This window comes from Arthrobacter sp. 01T414 (genome assembly GCF_056398965.1).
In genome coordinates, this window is record NZ_JBFTQK010000003.1 from 99,110 (window position 1) to 113,329 (window position 14,220).

The window sequence follows — 14,220 nt, forward strand, 5'->3', positions numbered from 1 at the left end:
CCAATGTTACGGACATGGCTGCGGCCACGGTGAGTCTCGTGTCGAAATATGTCATCCGGCTCGCGGCGCCCGGGCAGGCGCCGGTGTCAGCCCAGGCCGATGGCCTTGCCGAAGAGACTGAAGCCGACGAACGCCACGATGTCCAGCAGCGCGTGCGCGATCACCAGCGGCATGACCCGGCGCGTCCGGGTGTAGAACAGCGCGAAGATGACGCCCATGATGGCGTTGCCGATGAAGGGCCCGAAGCCCTGGTAGAGGTGGTAGCTGCCGCGCAGCATCGAACTGGCGAAGATCGCCAGCGGCATGCCCCAGCCGAACTTGCCGAGCCGGTCCAGCAGGTAGCCCACCACGATCACTTCCTCCACGATCCCGTGCCGGATCGCGGAGAGGATCAAAACCGGCACCGTCCACCAGTAGGAGTCCAGCGCGCTGGGGATGATCGCCGTCGTGATTCCCAGCGCTCGGCCGGCCGCATAGAGGCCGAGCGACGGGACGCCGATCAGGGCGAAGAGGCCCAGGCCCTGCAGCAGGTCCTTGCCGGGGCGGGCAAAGTTGAAGCCAAGTTTCCGGAAGGCCGAGGCGCCGGTGCCGCTGGACAGGCCGGCGGGCCGGTGCTCGGTCAGGAAGTAGATCACCAGCACCACCGGAACCAAGGCGAAGATGATGTCCAGCAACTGGTAGGTAAGGTCGAAATACTCGCGGCTGCTCTGCGAACGGTTCAGCGTCGAGGTGCCCTGCGCCAGCGGCGCCCGGGTCAGCTTGTCCAGCAGCTGCACCACCGAATAAACCGCCGACTGCCCCAGGGACAGGCCCAGGACAATCCAGACTTCTAGCCGCAGCCGACGGCGGGAGGGAACCAACATGGTTCTATCTTGCCTGCCGTTGCCGGGAGTTGACTGCAAGTGCCTATGCTTGGGCTGTGAGTGCGCCCGGGAAAATTTTCATGATCCGGCATGGCCAGTCCGCCGCCAACGCCGACACCTCGATCTACAACCGGGTGCCCGATTACCGGATCCCGCTGACCCCGCTCGGCGTCGAGCAGGCTACGGCCGCCGGCGAGCAGCTGCGGCGCCGGCTGGACGGGCAAAAGGTCTGCGTCTACGTCTCCCCCTACCTCCGGGCTTACCAGACCCTCGAGGCGCTCCGGCTGGGGTCCCTCACCGAACGCGTGATCGAAGAACCGCGGCTGCGCGAGCAGGACTGGGCGAATTTCCAGATAGCGGGCGACATCGAGGACCAGAAGGAGCTCCGCAACGCCTACGGCCACTTCTTCTACCGCTTCCGGGAAGGCGAATCCGGCTCCGACGTCTACGACCGGATCTCCTCGTTCATGGAAACGCTCTACCGGCACTGGTCCAAGCCGAACTATGCCCCGAATGCCTTGTTCGTGACGCACGGGCTGACCATGCGGTTGTTCTGCATGCGCTGGTTCCACTGGTCGGTGGAGTACTTCGAGTCCCTGAACAATCCGGACAACGCCGAGATCCGCACCCTCCTGCGCACGCGGCAGGGCAAGTACGAGCTGGACAAGCCGTTCAGCCAGTGGGAGCAGCGGCGGGTGGACGAGACCGTGCTGGACGCCCCGCCGATGTTCTTCTAGGTCTTGGCCGGTTCTTCTAGAGCGGGGGATGCTTCAGCGCGATGACCTGGTGGAACTTCCCGCTCGCGCCGGTCTGCTCCGGCGCCTCCTCCGCCCGGACCAGCTCCACGTTCGCCAGCCCCTGGCCGGCCAGGAACCCGGCCAGTTTGCTCGTCACGTCCTGCCATACCGCGTCCGTCCGGGCGTCTGGCCCCAGCTGGAGCCTGACCCGCAGCGACGCCGGGCCGGACTGGACCAGCTGGCAGCGCTCCACACCCGGTGCGTCGTCGATCGGGGCGGTGATGGCGAGGGGAAGGACGCTCACCGTTCCGCCGTCGGCGTTACGCAGATGCAGGATATCGTCGTGCCGGCCGGCCACGCGGACGGCTGGCAGCGGGTTGCCGCATTCGCAGGGGCCGGTTTTGGCGATCACGGAGTCCCCCAGGTCGTAGCGGATCAGCGGCTGGACCCGGTTGGCGAGGTTGGTCAGCAGCACCGTATGGGACGGCTGCCCCTCGGGCGTCGGCCGGTAGTCTGCCTCGACCGGTTCCAGGATGACCCAGTCGTTGTTCACGTGGAGCCAACCGCGGGGACAGTCCAGGGCGATGGGGACGAACTCCGAGGCCGCGTAGACGTTGTGGACCTTGGCACCCAGGGCGGCGGCCAGCCGTGGCGGGTCGCCTAGGGATTCGCCGCTGGATTCCACCAGCACCGGCCGGATGTGCAGCCGGCCCGCCTCCTGCTCCGCGGCCAGGAGTTCGAGCGCACTCGGGTAGGCGACCAGGAGGGCCGGATCGAAGCCGTTGAGCGCCTGCACCAGCGACCGAAGCGGCTGCTGCACCGAGATCAGGCGGTAGGCCCGGCGCCGGGCCCGGCTGCGGCGCCGTTCGGTCTCGAGCCATACGACGCCCGCGAAATGGCCGCCGGAGCCGACCACGACGGCGGTGCGGACTCGGCGCCGCAGCACGGCCAACAGGCTTCCGGCGTCGAGGGTGGTCCCGGCGGCGCGGGCGCCCAGGGCCCGGTAGCATGCGACGGCGGCGGCGTCGTGCACGAACAGTCCCGGATGGCCCGTGGTTCCGGAACTGGTGCAGACGAAGTACCGGCCGCGGTAACGGCTGCCGATCAGGGTCGGATCGGCGACGAAGGCCTCGAGGTCCGCCCGGGTGACGGCGGGGTCGGTGACCCAGTCGTCAAAGCGGGCCATCAACTCCGGTTTGGAGACCGGCGGCAGCACGCCCAGCGGCACGCTCTCCGGAAGGCCGCGGTAGAGCTCCCGGTAGAAGGGAGAGCTGGTTCGGGCGTGGGCCACGAGGGCAGCCAGCCGGACGTCCCGGCGCCGCGACAGTGCCCGCGGGCCGCCGCGCTTGGCCCGCAGCAGATCCAGGAGGATGCCTAGCTCCCTGGCTAACCCGGCCATGCTGTTCTCCCTTTGACCTCGTCGGTGTCTCTGACCTCGTCGGTGCCCTGGCTCCGGTGGGCTGGTCCGTCAGCGGGCGCGGACCCCGGCGCGCCAGACGGCGTGCGTGAGCGGCATACCCGGCCGGTAGGCCAGATGCGTGGCCGAGGGGGCGTTGAGCAGCTGCAGGTCCGCCCGGTGCCCGACGGCGAGTGAACCGACCGCCCGCTGGCCGTCGACGTCGTTCCCCGTCTCCCGGCCGAGCGCCAGCGCGCCCCCGTAGGTCGCGGCGCGGACGGCCTCATGCACGCTGAGCCGCATCTGCAGCACTGCGGTGGTGACGCAGAACGCCATCGAGCTCGTATAGGAAGTGCCGGGGTTGCAGTTGGACGCGAGCGCCAGCTGGACGCCGGCGTCGAGCAGTTCACGCCCCGGTGCCAGCGGCTGCCGGGTGGACAGGTCGCAGGCCGGCAGGCAGGTCGCGACCGTGCCGCGCTCCCCTGCCCCGGCCGCCGCCTCCCAGCCGGACCAGCTGTCCGCAAGTGCTTCGACGTCGCGCCGCGAGAGGTAGTTGACGTGGTCCACGCTCGCGGCCCCGAATTCCACCGCCAGCCCTACGCCCGGGCCCTCGCCGAGCTGGTTGCCGTGCACGCGCAGGCCCAGGCCGGCGTCCCGGCAGGCCGTCAGTACGCGGCGGGACTGCTCCTCGTTGAACGCGCCGCGTTCACAAAAAACATCTGCCCAGCGGGCGTAGGGCCGGACCGCGGCGAGCATCGGACCGCAGACCAGGTCCGTGTACTCCTCCGCGTCCATGCCCTCCGGGACCAGGTGCGCGCCGAGGTAGGTAACCTCGTCCGCGATCGTGGAGGCGATCCGGGCGCTGCGGGCCTCGTTCTCCACGTCCAGGCCGTAGCCGGTCTTGGTTTCGAGGTAGGTGGTCCCCTGCGCGACGGCCTCGGCCACGCGGCCCAGCGCAAGCCGGGTCAGGTCGAAGTCGCCCGCGCTCCGGGTGGCGCCGGTGGTGACCGCGATGCCGCCGGCGCTGTAGCTCTCCCCCGCCATTCGTGCTTCGAACTCCGCGGTCCGGTCGCCGGCGAAAATCAGGTGCGTGTGGGAATCCACCCAACCTGGCAGCAGGGCGCGGCCGGCGGCGTCGACGGCGTCGTCCGCGGCCGGGGCGTCAGCGGCGGCGCCGAGCCAGGCGATGCGTTCGCCCTCGATCACGATGGCCGCATCCTTCAGGACCCGGTGGTCCGCGTCCTGGGTCATCAGTTCGGCGATGTTGGTGATGAGGGTACTCATGGGTCCATTCTTCAGGCCCGGATGGACATCCGGGTCGCTGCCAGTGCCGCGGCTGTCCGGGATGCCGGACTGTCGGCCGGGAGCGGCTGCGCCGAACCCTGGCCGGCGAGGATCAGTTCCGCTGCAAGTTCGGCGATGGCCGAGGAGGTCTGGAAGCCGTAGCCGCCCTGGCCGGCGAGCCAGAAGAACCCGGTGGCCTCGGCGTCGAACCCCACCACGGGAATCCCGTCGGAGGCCTCGGTCCGCAGCCCGGTCCAGGCCCGGCTGACGTTGCCTATTCCCATCGTGGTGACGGTGTTGAGCCGGGTGATCAGCGCTTCGATGTCGCCCGGATACGGCCGGGCATCCTCGGGGGCGCTGGGCACGGTCTCGGACGGCGAGATCAGCACCTGCCGCCGCCCGTCCGGGCGGAAGTAGAAACTGCCGGCGGACGCCACCATCGGGCAGCCCTGCGGGAGCGGGTGTTCGACGTCGACAATCGCCGCGGTGCGGCGGTAGGGCTGTAGCCCGAGTTTCTCGACGCCGCTGAGGACCGCGAGTTCGTCCGCCCAGGCTCCGGCGGCGTTGACCACGACGGCGGCCTCGAAGCCTTCCTGCCCGGCGCCGAGCTCCCAGCCGGAGCCGAGGCGCTGGGCAGAATGGACCCGGGCGCCGGTGATGATGTCCACGCCGGCCTCGACGGCCCGCTCCCTGTGATCCTCCAGCAGCAGGGACGCGTTGCAGGCGAAGGACCCGGAGTCCAGCCCGGCCGCCTCGAAGGAGTCCGGTTTGAGCGCGGGGCAGATCTCGAGGGCCTCGGCGTGGCTGATCCGGTGCATGAAGCCGCTGGCCTGCTGTTGGACGGCCTCTTCGTCACCGATCAGCATGAAGCGGCGCGGCGAGAGCACGGGTTCGGGCCGCGTGCCCTCCTTGGTGCCGATGAGCTCCAGCGTGCGCATGGTGAGCTCCTGGACCACGGGCGGCCCGTAGCTGGGGATCAGCTGCCGGGCCGAGCGGGCGGAGGTGTGGTACCCCAGCGTCTGCTCGGCCTCGACCAGGGCCACCCTGCATTTTCCGGCAAGGGCGGAGGCCAGGGACAGGCCGGCAATGCCGCCGCCCACGATCACGACATCGTATGTAGCTGACATGCCTCCATCCTTGCACCCGGCAGGAGGTCACGTCAGTACTTTCCGCTAGGCGGACGACGGCAGATCCGCCGCTAGGAGGCCGCGGCCACCGCCTCGCGGCTGGCCACGAATGCCTGGACGCAGCTCTCGACGTCGTCCGCGCTGTGTGCGGCGGAGAGCTGGACGCGGATGCGGGCGGCCCCCTTCGGCACCACCGGGTAGCTGAAGGCGGTGACGAAGACGCCGTGGGCGAGCATCGCGTCCGCTACCTTGGCGGCCATCACGGCGTCGCCGAACATGACCGGGACAATGGCGTGTTCGCCGTCGAGCAGTTCGAAGCCTTCCTCGCCCATCCGGCGGCGGAAGAGCTCCGCGTTGCTGAAGAGCTTGGCGCGCAGTTCGCCGGAGTTCTCCACCAGGTCCAGGGCCTTCAGCGTGGCGGCGACGATCGCCGGGGCCAGCGAGTTGGAGAACAGGTACGGGCGCGCCTTCTGCCGGAGCATGGCGATGACCTCGCGCCGGCCGGAGACGTAGCCGCCGGAGGCCCCGCCCAGGGCCTTGCCGAAGGTTCCGGTGTAGATGTCCACCCGGTCCGAGACGCCGGCGTGTTCCGGCGTTCCGGCACCGGTCGCACCCATGAAGCCGACGGCGTGCGAGTCGTCCACCATGACCATGGCGTCATACTTTTCGGCGAGGTCGCAGATCGCTGCGAGCGGTGCGAGGAAGCCGTCCATCGAGAAGACGCCGTCGGTGACGATGATCTTGCGGCGGGCCGGGTTCTCCTGCGTCGTGGCCTCGATCAGCCGGGCCTCCAGGTCCGCCATGTCCTGGTTGGCGTAGCGGAAGCGCTGGGCCTTGCAGAGCCGGATGCCGTCGATGATCGAGGCGTGGTTCAGGGCGTCGGAGATGACCGCGTCCTCTGGGCCGAAGAGCGATTCGAAGACGCCGCCGTTGGCGTCGAAGCAGCTGGAGAACAGGATGGTGTCCTCGGTGCCGAGGAACTTCGACACCCGCTCCTCGAGGGCCAGGTGCAGGTCCTGGGTGCCGCAGATGAAGCGCACGCTGGCCATGCCGAAGCCGCGCTCGTCCATGGCTTCCTTGGCGGCCGCGATGATCTCGGGGTGGTCCGCGAGGCCGAGGTAGTTGTTGGCGCAGAAGTTCAGCACTTCCGAGCTGCCCTGGCCCAGCTGGCCGGCCTTGATGTGGCTGGCCTGCGGGGAATCGATGTGGCGTTCGGTCTTGAACAGCCCGGCGCCGCGGATTTCGTCGAGTTCGTGCTGCAGCTGGTCCTTGATGGCTGAATACATGGGGTGCGCTCCTGTGCAGGGGTGAATTTTTGTACGGTACCGGAAACGGGCCGGGGCTAGAAGCCGGTCCAGTCGAGGACGACCTTGCCGCCGACGCCGGCGCGGGCAATCTCGAAGCCTTTTTCCCAGTCCGCGGCGGGCAGCGTATCGGTCACGACGGCGGAAATGTTCGCGTGCAGCACCGGGTTGGAGGACAGCATGGCGCTCATGGCGTACCAGGTTTCGAACATTTCGCGGCCGTAGATGCCCTTCATGGTCAGCATGTGCGTAACCACCTTGCCCCAGTCGATGTCGATGGACTGGCTGGGCAGGCCCAGCATCGCGATCCGGCCGCCGTGGTTCATGTTGTCGATCATTTCAGGCAGCGCCGTGGGGTGCCCGGACATTTCCATGCCGATGTCGAAGCCTTCGCGCATGCCCAGTTCGCGCTGCGCGTCCTTGACGCGCATTTTGGAAACGTCGATCGCGAGGTCGACGCCGAGCTGCCGGGCCAGCTCGAGGCGCGGGGCGGAGACGTCGGTGATGGCGATCTTGCGCGCACCGGCATGGCGGGCGACGGCGATCGCCATCAGCCCGATAGGCCCGGCGCCGGTGATCAGCACGTCCTCGCCCACCAGCGGGAAGCTCAGGGCGGTGTGGACGGCGTTGCCGAACGGGTCGAAGATCGCGCCGAGTTCCGGGGTCACGGACGGGTCGTGGTGGACCCAGACGTTGGTTTCCGGGATGACGACGTACTCGGCGAAGGCGCCGTCGCGCTGTACGCCGACGCTGACGGTGTTGATGCACATCTGCTTGCGACCGGCGCGGCAGTTGCGGCAGATGCCGCAGACGATGTGCCCTTCGCCGGAGACCCGGTCGCCGACCTTGACGTCCATGACGTCCTCGCCGATCTCGACCACTTCGCCGTAGAACTCGTGACCTGCGATCAGCGGCGCGTTGATGATGCCCTGCGCCCAGGCGTCCCACGACTGGATGTGCAGGTCGGTGCCGCAGATGCCGGTGGTCATGACGCGGATCTTGACGTCGCCGGCTCCCGTTTCCGGCTCCGGGCGGTCAACCAGTTCGAATCCCGCGTGGGCGCCGGACTTGTAGAGAGCCTTCATGGGCCTGCCTATCTGTGGTGGCCGCTCCGCGGAAAGGGAGCGGCGGTGTGGGACAACTCACCTCATTAGACCCGGCGGGAAGCATTAGCACAACCGGATTTTTCTCAATCGACGATTTAGATTTTGCTTACCTCTAAGATGGTGCCCATGGAAATCCACCAGCTTGAAATGCTCCGGGAACTCGGCGCGCTTGGCAGCGTAAAGGCGGTGGCCGAGACGTTGCTGGTCACCCCCTCCGCGGTATCCCAGCAGTTGGCCGCCCTGCAGAAATCCGTCGAGGTGCCGCTGACCCGGAAGGAGGGCCGGAACCTGGTCCTCACCGAGGCCGGCCAGGTGCTCGCGGACGCCGGGGCCGCCGTCGTGAGCGCGATGGCGGACGCCAGGACGGCTATCGGCGCGTACCACGGCTCGCCGGTGGCGCCCGTGACCCTGAGCGGGTTCCACAGCGCCGGCCAGGCCTTGTTCGCGCCGCTGGCCCGGCTGCTGGCCGAACCCGGCCAGCCGAGGATCCAGCTCTCCGACGAGGACGTTGCCCAGCAGGATTTTCCGGGGCTGACCGCGCGGTACGACCTGGTCCTTGCGCACCGGATGGACCACAGCCCGCGGTGGCCGGAAGAACGCGTGGCGGTGATTCCGCTCGCGCACGAGCCGCTGGACGTGGCGCTGCCGGCCGGGCACCGGCTCGCCGGGCAGCGCGCGGTGACGGCGGACGACGTCGTCGGCGAGCCCTGGGTGACCAGCCACACCGGGTACTCCCCCGCGGACGTGCTCTCCGCCGTCGCCGCGGTCTCCAGCCGTGAGCTGAACATCGTGCACCGGATCAACGACTACTCGACGGTGGCGGCGCTGGTGGCGACGGGGAGCGTGATCGGGCTGCTGCCGCGGCACACCGCGCGGCCCGTCCTCAACCCGGAGATCGTCCTGAAGCCGCTGGAGGGCATCAGCACGCGGCGCCGGATCGACATCCTGGCGCGGCCGGAGAACCTTAAACGCAAATCGGTCATGATGGTCTGCGAAGCGCTGCAGGCCATCATGACCGAGCTGGTCGGATAAGTTTCACGCTTAACCCAACTGACTCGCATTAGTTGTCGTTTTGAGGGCTCAAAACGACAACTAATGCGAGTCAGTTGGGTGGCTAGGGGCTAGCCCTCGACGCCGAGGCGCTCGAGGATCAGCTCCTTGACGCGGCCGGCGTCGGCCTGGCCGCGGGTTGCCTTCATCACGCCGCCGACGATCGCGCCGATTGCCTGGAGCTTGCCGGCGCGGATCTTGTCCGCGACGCCGGGCTGCGCGGCCAGGACCGCGTCGATGGCTTCGAGCAGCGGGCCGTCGTCGGAGACCACGGCGAGGCCGCGCTGTTCGACGATCTCCGCCGGGGTGCCCTCGCCGGCGAGGACGCCGTCCAGGACCTCGGAGGCCATCTTGTTGTTGATCTTGCCGTCCTCGACCATCTGGTTCAGTTCCACGATGGTGGCCGGTGCGACGCCGAGCTGGCCGGGGTCGACGTCGGCGTTCTTGGCGCGGCCGACGATCTCGCCCATCCACCACTTGCGGGCCACCGTGGCGGTGGCGCCGGCGGCGATGGTTTCCTCGATCTCGTCCATCACGCCGGCGTTCACGACGTCGCGGAACTCCAGGTCGGAGTAGCCCCAGTCGGCCTGCAGGCGCTTGCGGCGGGCGGCCGGCGGCTCGGGCAGGGTGGCCCGGAGCTCCTCGACCCACTCGCGCGAGGCGACGATCGGCACCAGGTCCGGTTCCGGGAAGTAGCGGTAGTCATCGGCGTCGGACTTCGGCCGGCCCGAGGTGGTGGAGCGGGTGTCCTCGTGCCAGTGCCGGGTCTCCTGGATGACCGGCGCACCGGACTCCAGCACGGCGGCGTGCCGCTGGATCTCGTAGCGGACGGCGTGTTCGACGGCGCGCAGCGAGTTTACGTTCTTGGTCTCGGAGCGGATGCCGAAGCGTTCGCGGCCGTGCGGACGCAGCGATACGTTGGCGTCGCAGCGGACGTTGCCGCGCTCCATCTTCGCGTCGGAGACGCCGAGGTTCTTGACGATCTCGCGGACCGCGGCGACGTAGGCCTTGGCCAGCTCGGGCGCGCGGCTGCCGGCGCCCTCGATCGGCTTGGTGACGATCTCGACCAGCGGCACGCCGGAGCGGTTGTAGTCCACCAGGGAGTAGTCCGCGCCCTGGATGCGGCCGGCAGCGCCGCCCATGTGGGTGAGCTTGCCGGCGTCCTCCTCCATGTGGGCGCGTTCGATCTCGACGCGGAACACGGTGCCGTCGGAGAGCTCGATGTCCAGGTAGCCGTCGTACGCGATGGGCTCGTCGTACTGGGAGGTCTGGAAGTTCTTCGGGGTGTCCGGGTAGAAGTAGTTCTTCCGGGCGAAGCGGCAGGTCTCGGCGATCTTGCAGTTCAGCGCAAGGCCGATCTTGATCGAGGACTCGATTGCGGTCTTGTTCACCACGGGCAGTACGCCCGGCATGCCAAGGTCCACCTCGTTGACGTTGGTGTTCGGTTCGTCGCCGAAGACGTTCGGCGCGGAGGAGAACATCTTGGTCTTGGTGTTGAGCTCCACGTGGACCTCGAAGCCCAGGACGGGGTCGTACTTCTCCATCGCCTCTTCGAAGCTGAGGGTTGCGTCAGTCATTAGTGTGAACCTCCGTGGCTCAGTGCGGCGTCAGTGAGTGAGGGGGCACGGTCAAGCAGCGGTCCGCCCCACTGCGCCTCGAGCAGGGACTCGAGCACGGCGCCGACCCGGTACAGGCGGGCGTCCTGGCGGGCCGGGGCGAGCAGCTGCACGCCCACCGGCAGGCCGTCCTCGTCGGCGAGGCCGCCGGGCAGGGACAGGCCCGGGACCCCGGCCATGTTGGCCGGGATGGTGGCGACGTCGTTGAGGTACATCGCGAGCGGGTCGTTGAGCTTCTCGCCGAGCTTGAACGCCGTGGTCGGCGCCGTCGGGGAGATCAGCACGTCGGCCTGGGCGAAGGCGGCGTCGAAGTCGCGCTGGATCAGGGTGCGCACCTTCTGGGCCGAGCCGTAGTAGGCGTCGTAGTAGCCGGCGCTGAGCGCGTAGGTGCCCAGGATGATGCGGCGCTTGACCTCGTCGCCGAAGCCGGCGGCGCGGGTGGCTCCCATGACGCGTTCGATCGTCATCGGGCCCTCTTCGGGCAGCACCCGCAGGCCGAACCGGACGCCGTCGAACTTGGCCAGGTTGGAGGAGGCCTCCGAGGGCATGATCAGGTAGTAGGCACCCAGGGCGTACTTGAAGTTGGGGCAGGAGACCTCGACGATCTCGGCGCCGGCGCCCTTGAGCAGCTCCAGCGCCTCGTTGAAGCGGTTCTCGACGCCGGCCTGGTAGCCCTCGCCGTGGAGTTCCTTGATGATGCCGATCTTCATGCCCTCGACGTTGCCGGTCCGGGCCGCGGCCACCAGGTCCTCCAGCGGGTCCGGCAGCGAGGTGGAGTCGCGCGGGTCGTGGCCGCCGATCACCTGGTGCAGCAGGGCCGAGTCCAGCACGGTGCGGGTGACCGGGCCGATCTGGTCCAGCGAGGAGGCCATCGCGATCGCGCCGTAGCGGGACACGCCGCCGTAGGTGGGCTTCACGCCGACGGTGCCGGTGACAGCGCCGGGCTGGCGGATGGAACCGCCGGTGTCCGTGCCGAGGGCCAGCGGGGCTTCGAAGGCCGCGACGGCGGCGGCGGATCCGCCGCCGGAGCCGCCGGGGATGCGGTCCAGGTCCCAGGGGTTGCGGGTGGGGCCGTAGGCGGAGTGCTCGGTGGAGGAGCCCATGGCGAACTCGTCCAGGTTGGTCTTGCCCAGGATCGGCATCTTGGCCGCGCGGAGGCGCTCCACCACGGTGGCATCGTAGGGGCTGTGCCAGCCTTCGAGGATCTTGGAGCCGGCCGTGGTGGGCTGGCCGATCGTGACGATCAGGTCCTTGACCGCGACCGGGACGCCGGCGAGTTCGTGCAGCGCCTCGGCCTCGGCGCCGCCGGCGGCGCGGATGGCGTCCACCTCGGCGGCGACGGCGAGGGCTTCCTCGGCGTTGACGTGCAGGAAGGCGTGGACCTGGCCGTCGACGGCGGCGATCCGGTCCAGGTGGGCCTGGACGACCTCGACGGCGGTGATTTCGCGGGCGGCGAGCTTCTCGGCGAGCGCGGCCGCGGAGAGGCGGAACAGCTCGGGGGTGGTTTCAGTCATGGTCTTAGTCCTCATCCAGGATTGCCGGGACCTTGAAGCGGCCCTCATACGCGTCGGGGGCTCCGGAAAGTGCCTGCTCGGCCGTGAAGGTGTGGCCCACGATGTCCTCGCGGAACACGTTGGTCAGCGGGATCGGGTGGGACGTGGCCGGGACGTCATCACCGGCGGCTTCACTGACGGACTTAACCGATTCGACGATGACCGCGAGTTCGCCGGCCATCCTGTCCAGCTCTTCAGCACTCATCTCGATGTGCGCGAGACGCGCGAGATGCGCGACGTCGTCGCGGTTGATCGCAGCCATGGATCTCCCCTGCAAGTTCGGATTATTTTCCGTCCCAGTCTACGTGTCCCCGCGTGTTGTTGCCGTCCGGCGCCAGGCCGGACGTGGTCGCCTTTCGGCGGCGGGCCGGACGATCCTCCGCGTGCTCGCTCGTACCTCGCTTAGACGCACGCTTCCGGATGTCCGTCCCGTCGCCGATGTGCCGCTCTCACCATCAGCGATGTCGGACTCCCCCTCACATAGAGAAGGAGGCAGGGTGGGGAAAATCTTCCGCACCCTGCCTCCTTCTGTTTATTGGTTTGGTTAGCCGATGCCGATGGCTCCGGTCAGGACTCCTACGCCGAGCATGACGAGGGAGATGACGGCGGTGCGCCACAGGACCTTCTTGTGGTGGTCGCCCAGCTCCACCTTGGCCAGCGAGACCAGGAGCAGGATGGCAGGGACCAGCGGGCTCTGCAGGTGGAAGGGCTGGCCGGTGATCGAGGCGCGGGCCATGTCCGCGGCGCCGACGCCGTAGTGCGCCGCCGTTTCGCTCAGGACCGGCAGGACGCCGAAGTAGAAGGCGTCGTTGCTCATGAAGAACGTCATCGGGATGCTCAGCACGCCGGTAATGACCGCCATGAAGGGGCCCATGTCTGCGGGGATGATCTGGACGAGCCATTCGGACATGGCCTTGACCATGCCGGTGCCGTTGAGGACGCCGGTGAGGACCGCGGCGGCCATGACCATGCTGACGACGGCGACGATGGAGGGTGCGTGCGCGATCAGCTGGGCGCTCTGGTCCTTGACCTTGGGGAAGTTGACCAGCAGGGCGATCGCAGCTCCGACCATGAAGACGAACGGCAGCGGGATGATGTTGGCAACCAGGGTCACCATGACGGCAACGGTCAGGCCGAGGTTGAACCAGAACAGCTTGGGACGCAGGGTGGCGCGGTTGGGATCCAGCGCGGTGTCCGCCATGGCGGAGTCGCGGTCGTCGACGAGGTCTTCCGGGCGCTCCAGCACTGCGACGCCGGTGCCGCCAGCGGCCGGGGCTCCGGCGCCGACAGGGCCTGAGGCCTTGCGGGCGAAGCCGAAGCGGCCGGTGCCGCCGTCGCCGCCGGTGCCGGTGTCGCCGGTTGAGCCGGCGGCAGCTCCGCCGTCGAACTCGGCGCCTTCGGCCCAGATCTCCGGGGCGACGGTGCGCAGGCGGTTGCGTTCCTGCAAGCCGAGCAGCCAGGCAAAGACGAACACGACGACGAGGCCGGCGACCAGCGAGGGGATCATCGGGACGAAGACGTCGGAGACGCTGATCTTCAGCGCGGAGGCGGCGCGGGCGGTGGGGCCGCCCCAGGGCAGGATGTTCATGGTGCCGTTGGCCAGGCCGGCCACGCAGGTGAGGACCACGGGGCTCATCTTCAGCCGCAGGTAGACCGGCAGCATGGCGGCGGTGGTGAGGATGAAGGTGGTGGAGCCGTCGCCGTCGAGCGAAACCGCGGCGGCGAGGATCGCGGTGCCGAGGACCACCTTGGCCGGGTCGTTGCCGAGCTTGCGCAGGATGAACCGGACCAGCGGGTCAAAGAGCCCGACGTCGATCATCAGGCCGAAGTAGATGATGGCGAACATGAGCAGCGCGGCCGTGGAGGTCATCGACTTCATCGAATCGAGGACCATGGGGCCGATGCCCAGGCCGGCGCCGGCGAAAAGTCCAAAAACGGTGGGGACGATGATGAGCGCCAGCACCGGCGTCAGCTTCTTCGTCATGATCAGCACCATGAAGACCGCAATCATGGCGAATCCGAGTAATACCAGCACGGCCGGCTCCTTCTTCTGTGTTCCGCACCACTCCGCTGTGATGCGCACTACAGACGTTAGGGTGGCGTGCGTCACGGAGGTGCCTTTGCCTCAATTGATTGGCATACTGCTTGTTGGACGCATTTTGCGCATTTTGCTCACAGGCTGTT

General features: G+C 68.5%; 12 protein-coding genes. 2 read left to right on the plus strand and 10 right to left on the minus strand.

Annotated elements, in window-relative coordinates; genetic code table 11:
* Positions 1 to 86: 86 nt before the first annotated feature.
* Positions 87 to 863 (minus strand): CPBP family intramembrane glutamic endopeptidase, encoded by a 777-nt coding sequence (locus AC1DK9_RS08990; protein ID WP_476915697.1) that lies wholly within the window; start codon positions 861 to 863, stop codon positions 87 to 89.
* Positions 864 to 943: 80 nt separating this feature from the next.
* Here AC1DK9_RS08990 and AC1DK9_RS08995 point away from each other — a divergent pair, with 80 nt between their 5' ends.
* A complete protein-coding gene (locus AC1DK9_RS08995) occupies positions 944 to 1,600 on the plus strand; it encodes a histidine phosphatase family protein (RefSeq protein WP_476915829.1) in 657 nt (218 codons plus the stop codon).
* 16 nt (positions 1,601 to 1,616) lie between these two features.
* Here AC1DK9_RS08995 and AC1DK9_RS09000 read toward each other — a convergent pair whose 3' ends face one another.
* The 5 genes from AC1DK9_RS09000 to tdh all read right to left on the minus strand — a co-directional run bounded on the left by AC1DK9_RS09000 (position 1,617) and on the right by tdh (position 7,796).
* Positions 1,617 to 2,999 carry a phenylacetate--CoA ligase family protein gene (locus AC1DK9_RS09000; RefSeq protein WP_476915698.1) on the minus strand — a complete coding sequence of 461 codons (1,383 nt, stop codon included), beginning with the start codon at positions 2,997 to 2,999 and terminating at the stop codon, positions 1,617 to 1,619.
* A gap of 69 nt (positions 3,000 to 3,068) precedes the next feature.
* Entirely contained in the window at positions 3,069 to 4,280 is a 1,212-nt protein-coding gene (gene hutI, locus AC1DK9_RS09005; RefSeq protein ID WP_476915699.1) for an imidazolonepropionase, read from the minus strand.
* An 11-nt stretch (positions 4,281 to 4,291) separates the two neighbouring features.
* Positions 4,292 to 5,407, minus strand: a complete 1,116-nt coding sequence (locus AC1DK9_RS09010) for an NAD(P)/FAD-dependent oxidoreductase (protein WP_476915700.1) — start codon at positions 5,405 to 5,407, stop codon at positions 4,292 to 4,294.
* 71 nt (positions 5,408 to 5,478) lie between these two features.
* Positions 5,479 to 6,693, minus strand: a complete 1,215-nt coding sequence (locus tag AC1DK9_RS09015; RefSeq protein ID WP_476861703.1) for a glycine C-acetyltransferase — start codon at positions 6,691 to 6,693, stop codon at positions 5,479 to 5,481.
* Positions 6,694 to 6,749: 56 nt separating this feature from the next.
* On the minus strand, positions 6,750 to 7,796 hold the full coding sequence (gene tdh, locus AC1DK9_RS09020) for an L-threonine 3-dehydrogenase (RefSeq protein ID WP_476861704.1): 1,047 nt from the start codon (positions 7,794 to 7,796) through the stop codon (positions 6,750 to 6,752).
* 147 nt (positions 7,797 to 7,943) lie between these two features.
* On the opposite strand from tdh, the gene AC1DK9_RS09025 reads away from it, so the two are divergent.
* Positions 7,944 to 8,849 carry a LysR family transcriptional regulator gene (locus AC1DK9_RS09025; protein WP_476861705.1) on the plus strand — a complete coding sequence of 302 codons (906 nt, stop codon included), beginning with the start codon at positions 7,944 to 7,946 and terminating at the stop codon, positions 8,847 to 8,849.
* Positions 8,850 to 8,938: 89 nt separating this feature from the next.
* Here the strand turns inward: AC1DK9_RS09025 and gatB are convergent, their stop codons facing one another.
* The 4 genes from gatB to AC1DK9_RS09045 form a co-directional block, all read right to left on the minus strand.
* A complete protein-coding gene (gene gatB, locus AC1DK9_RS09030) occupies positions 8,939 to 10,444 on the minus strand; it encodes an Asp-tRNA(Asn)/Glu-tRNA(Gln) amidotransferase subunit GatB (protein ID WP_476861706.1) in 1,506 nt (501 codons plus the stop codon).
* The gene (gene gatA / locus AC1DK9_RS09035) at positions 10,444 to 11,997 is read right to left on the minus strand and encodes an Asp-tRNA(Asn)/Glu-tRNA(Gln) amidotransferase subunit GatA (RefSeq protein WP_476915701.1); all 1,554 of its coding nucleotides are present in this window, start codon (positions 11,995 to 11,997) and stop codon (positions 10,444 to 10,446) included. Before gatA ends, gatB begins: the two co-directional genes overlap by 1 nt.
* Before the next feature lie 4 nt (positions 11,998 to 12,001).
* Positions 12,002 to 12,298, minus strand: a complete 297-nt coding sequence (gene gatC / locus AC1DK9_RS09040; protein ID WP_476915702.1) for an Asp-tRNA(Asn)/Glu-tRNA(Gln) amidotransferase subunit GatC — start codon at positions 12,296 to 12,298, stop codon at positions 12,002 to 12,004.
* Positions 12,299 to 12,580: 282 nt separating this feature from the next.
* Positions 12,581 to 14,071 (minus strand): CitMHS family transporter, encoded by a 1,491-nt coding sequence (locus AC1DK9_RS09045; protein WP_476915703.1) that lies wholly within the window; start codon positions 14,069 to 14,071, stop codon positions 12,581 to 12,583.
* Positions 14,072 to 14,220: the final 149 nt, after the last annotated feature.

Coding starts and splice junctions, on each gene's coding strand:
- AC1DK9_RS08990 (WP_476915697.1), bottom strand. CDS start 863: ATGTTGGTTCCCTCCCGCCGTCGGCTGCGGCTAGAAGTCTGGATTGTC.
- AC1DK9_RS08995 (WP_476915829.1), top strand. CDS start 944: ATGATCCGGCATGGCCAGTCCGCCGCCAACGCCGACACCTCGATCTAC.
- AC1DK9_RS09000 (WP_476915698.1), bottom strand. CDS start 2,999: ATGGCCGGGTTAGCCAGGGAGCTAGGCATCCTCCTGGATCTGCTGCGG.
- hutI (WP_476915699.1), bottom strand. CDS start 4,280: ATGAGTACCCTCATCACCAACATCGCCGAACTGATGACCCAGGACGCG.
- AC1DK9_RS09010 (WP_476915700.1), bottom strand. CDS start 5,407: ATGTCAGCTACATACGATGTCGTGATCGTGGGCGGCGGCATTGCCGGC.
- AC1DK9_RS09015 (WP_476861703.1), bottom strand. CDS start 6,693: ATGTATTCAGCCATCAAGGACCAGCTGCAGCACGAACTCGACGAAATC.
- tdh (WP_476861704.1), bottom strand. CDS start 7,796: ATGAAGGCTCTCTACAAGTCCGGCGCCCACGCGGGATTCGAACTGGTT.
- AC1DK9_RS09025 (WP_476861705.1), top strand. CDS start 7,944: ATGGAAATCCACCAGCTTGAAATGCTCCGGGAACTCGGCGCGCTTGGC.
- gatB (WP_476861706.1), bottom strand. CDS start 10,444: ATGACTGACGCAACCCTCAGCTTCGAAGAGGCGATGGAGAAGTACGAC.
- gatA (WP_476915701.1), bottom strand. CDS start 11,997: ATGACTGAAACCACCCCCGAGCTGTTCCGCCTCTCCGCGGCCGCGCTC.
- gatC (WP_476915702.1), bottom strand. CDS start 12,298: ATGGCTGCGATCAACCGCGACGACGTCGCGCATCTCGCGCGTCTCGCG.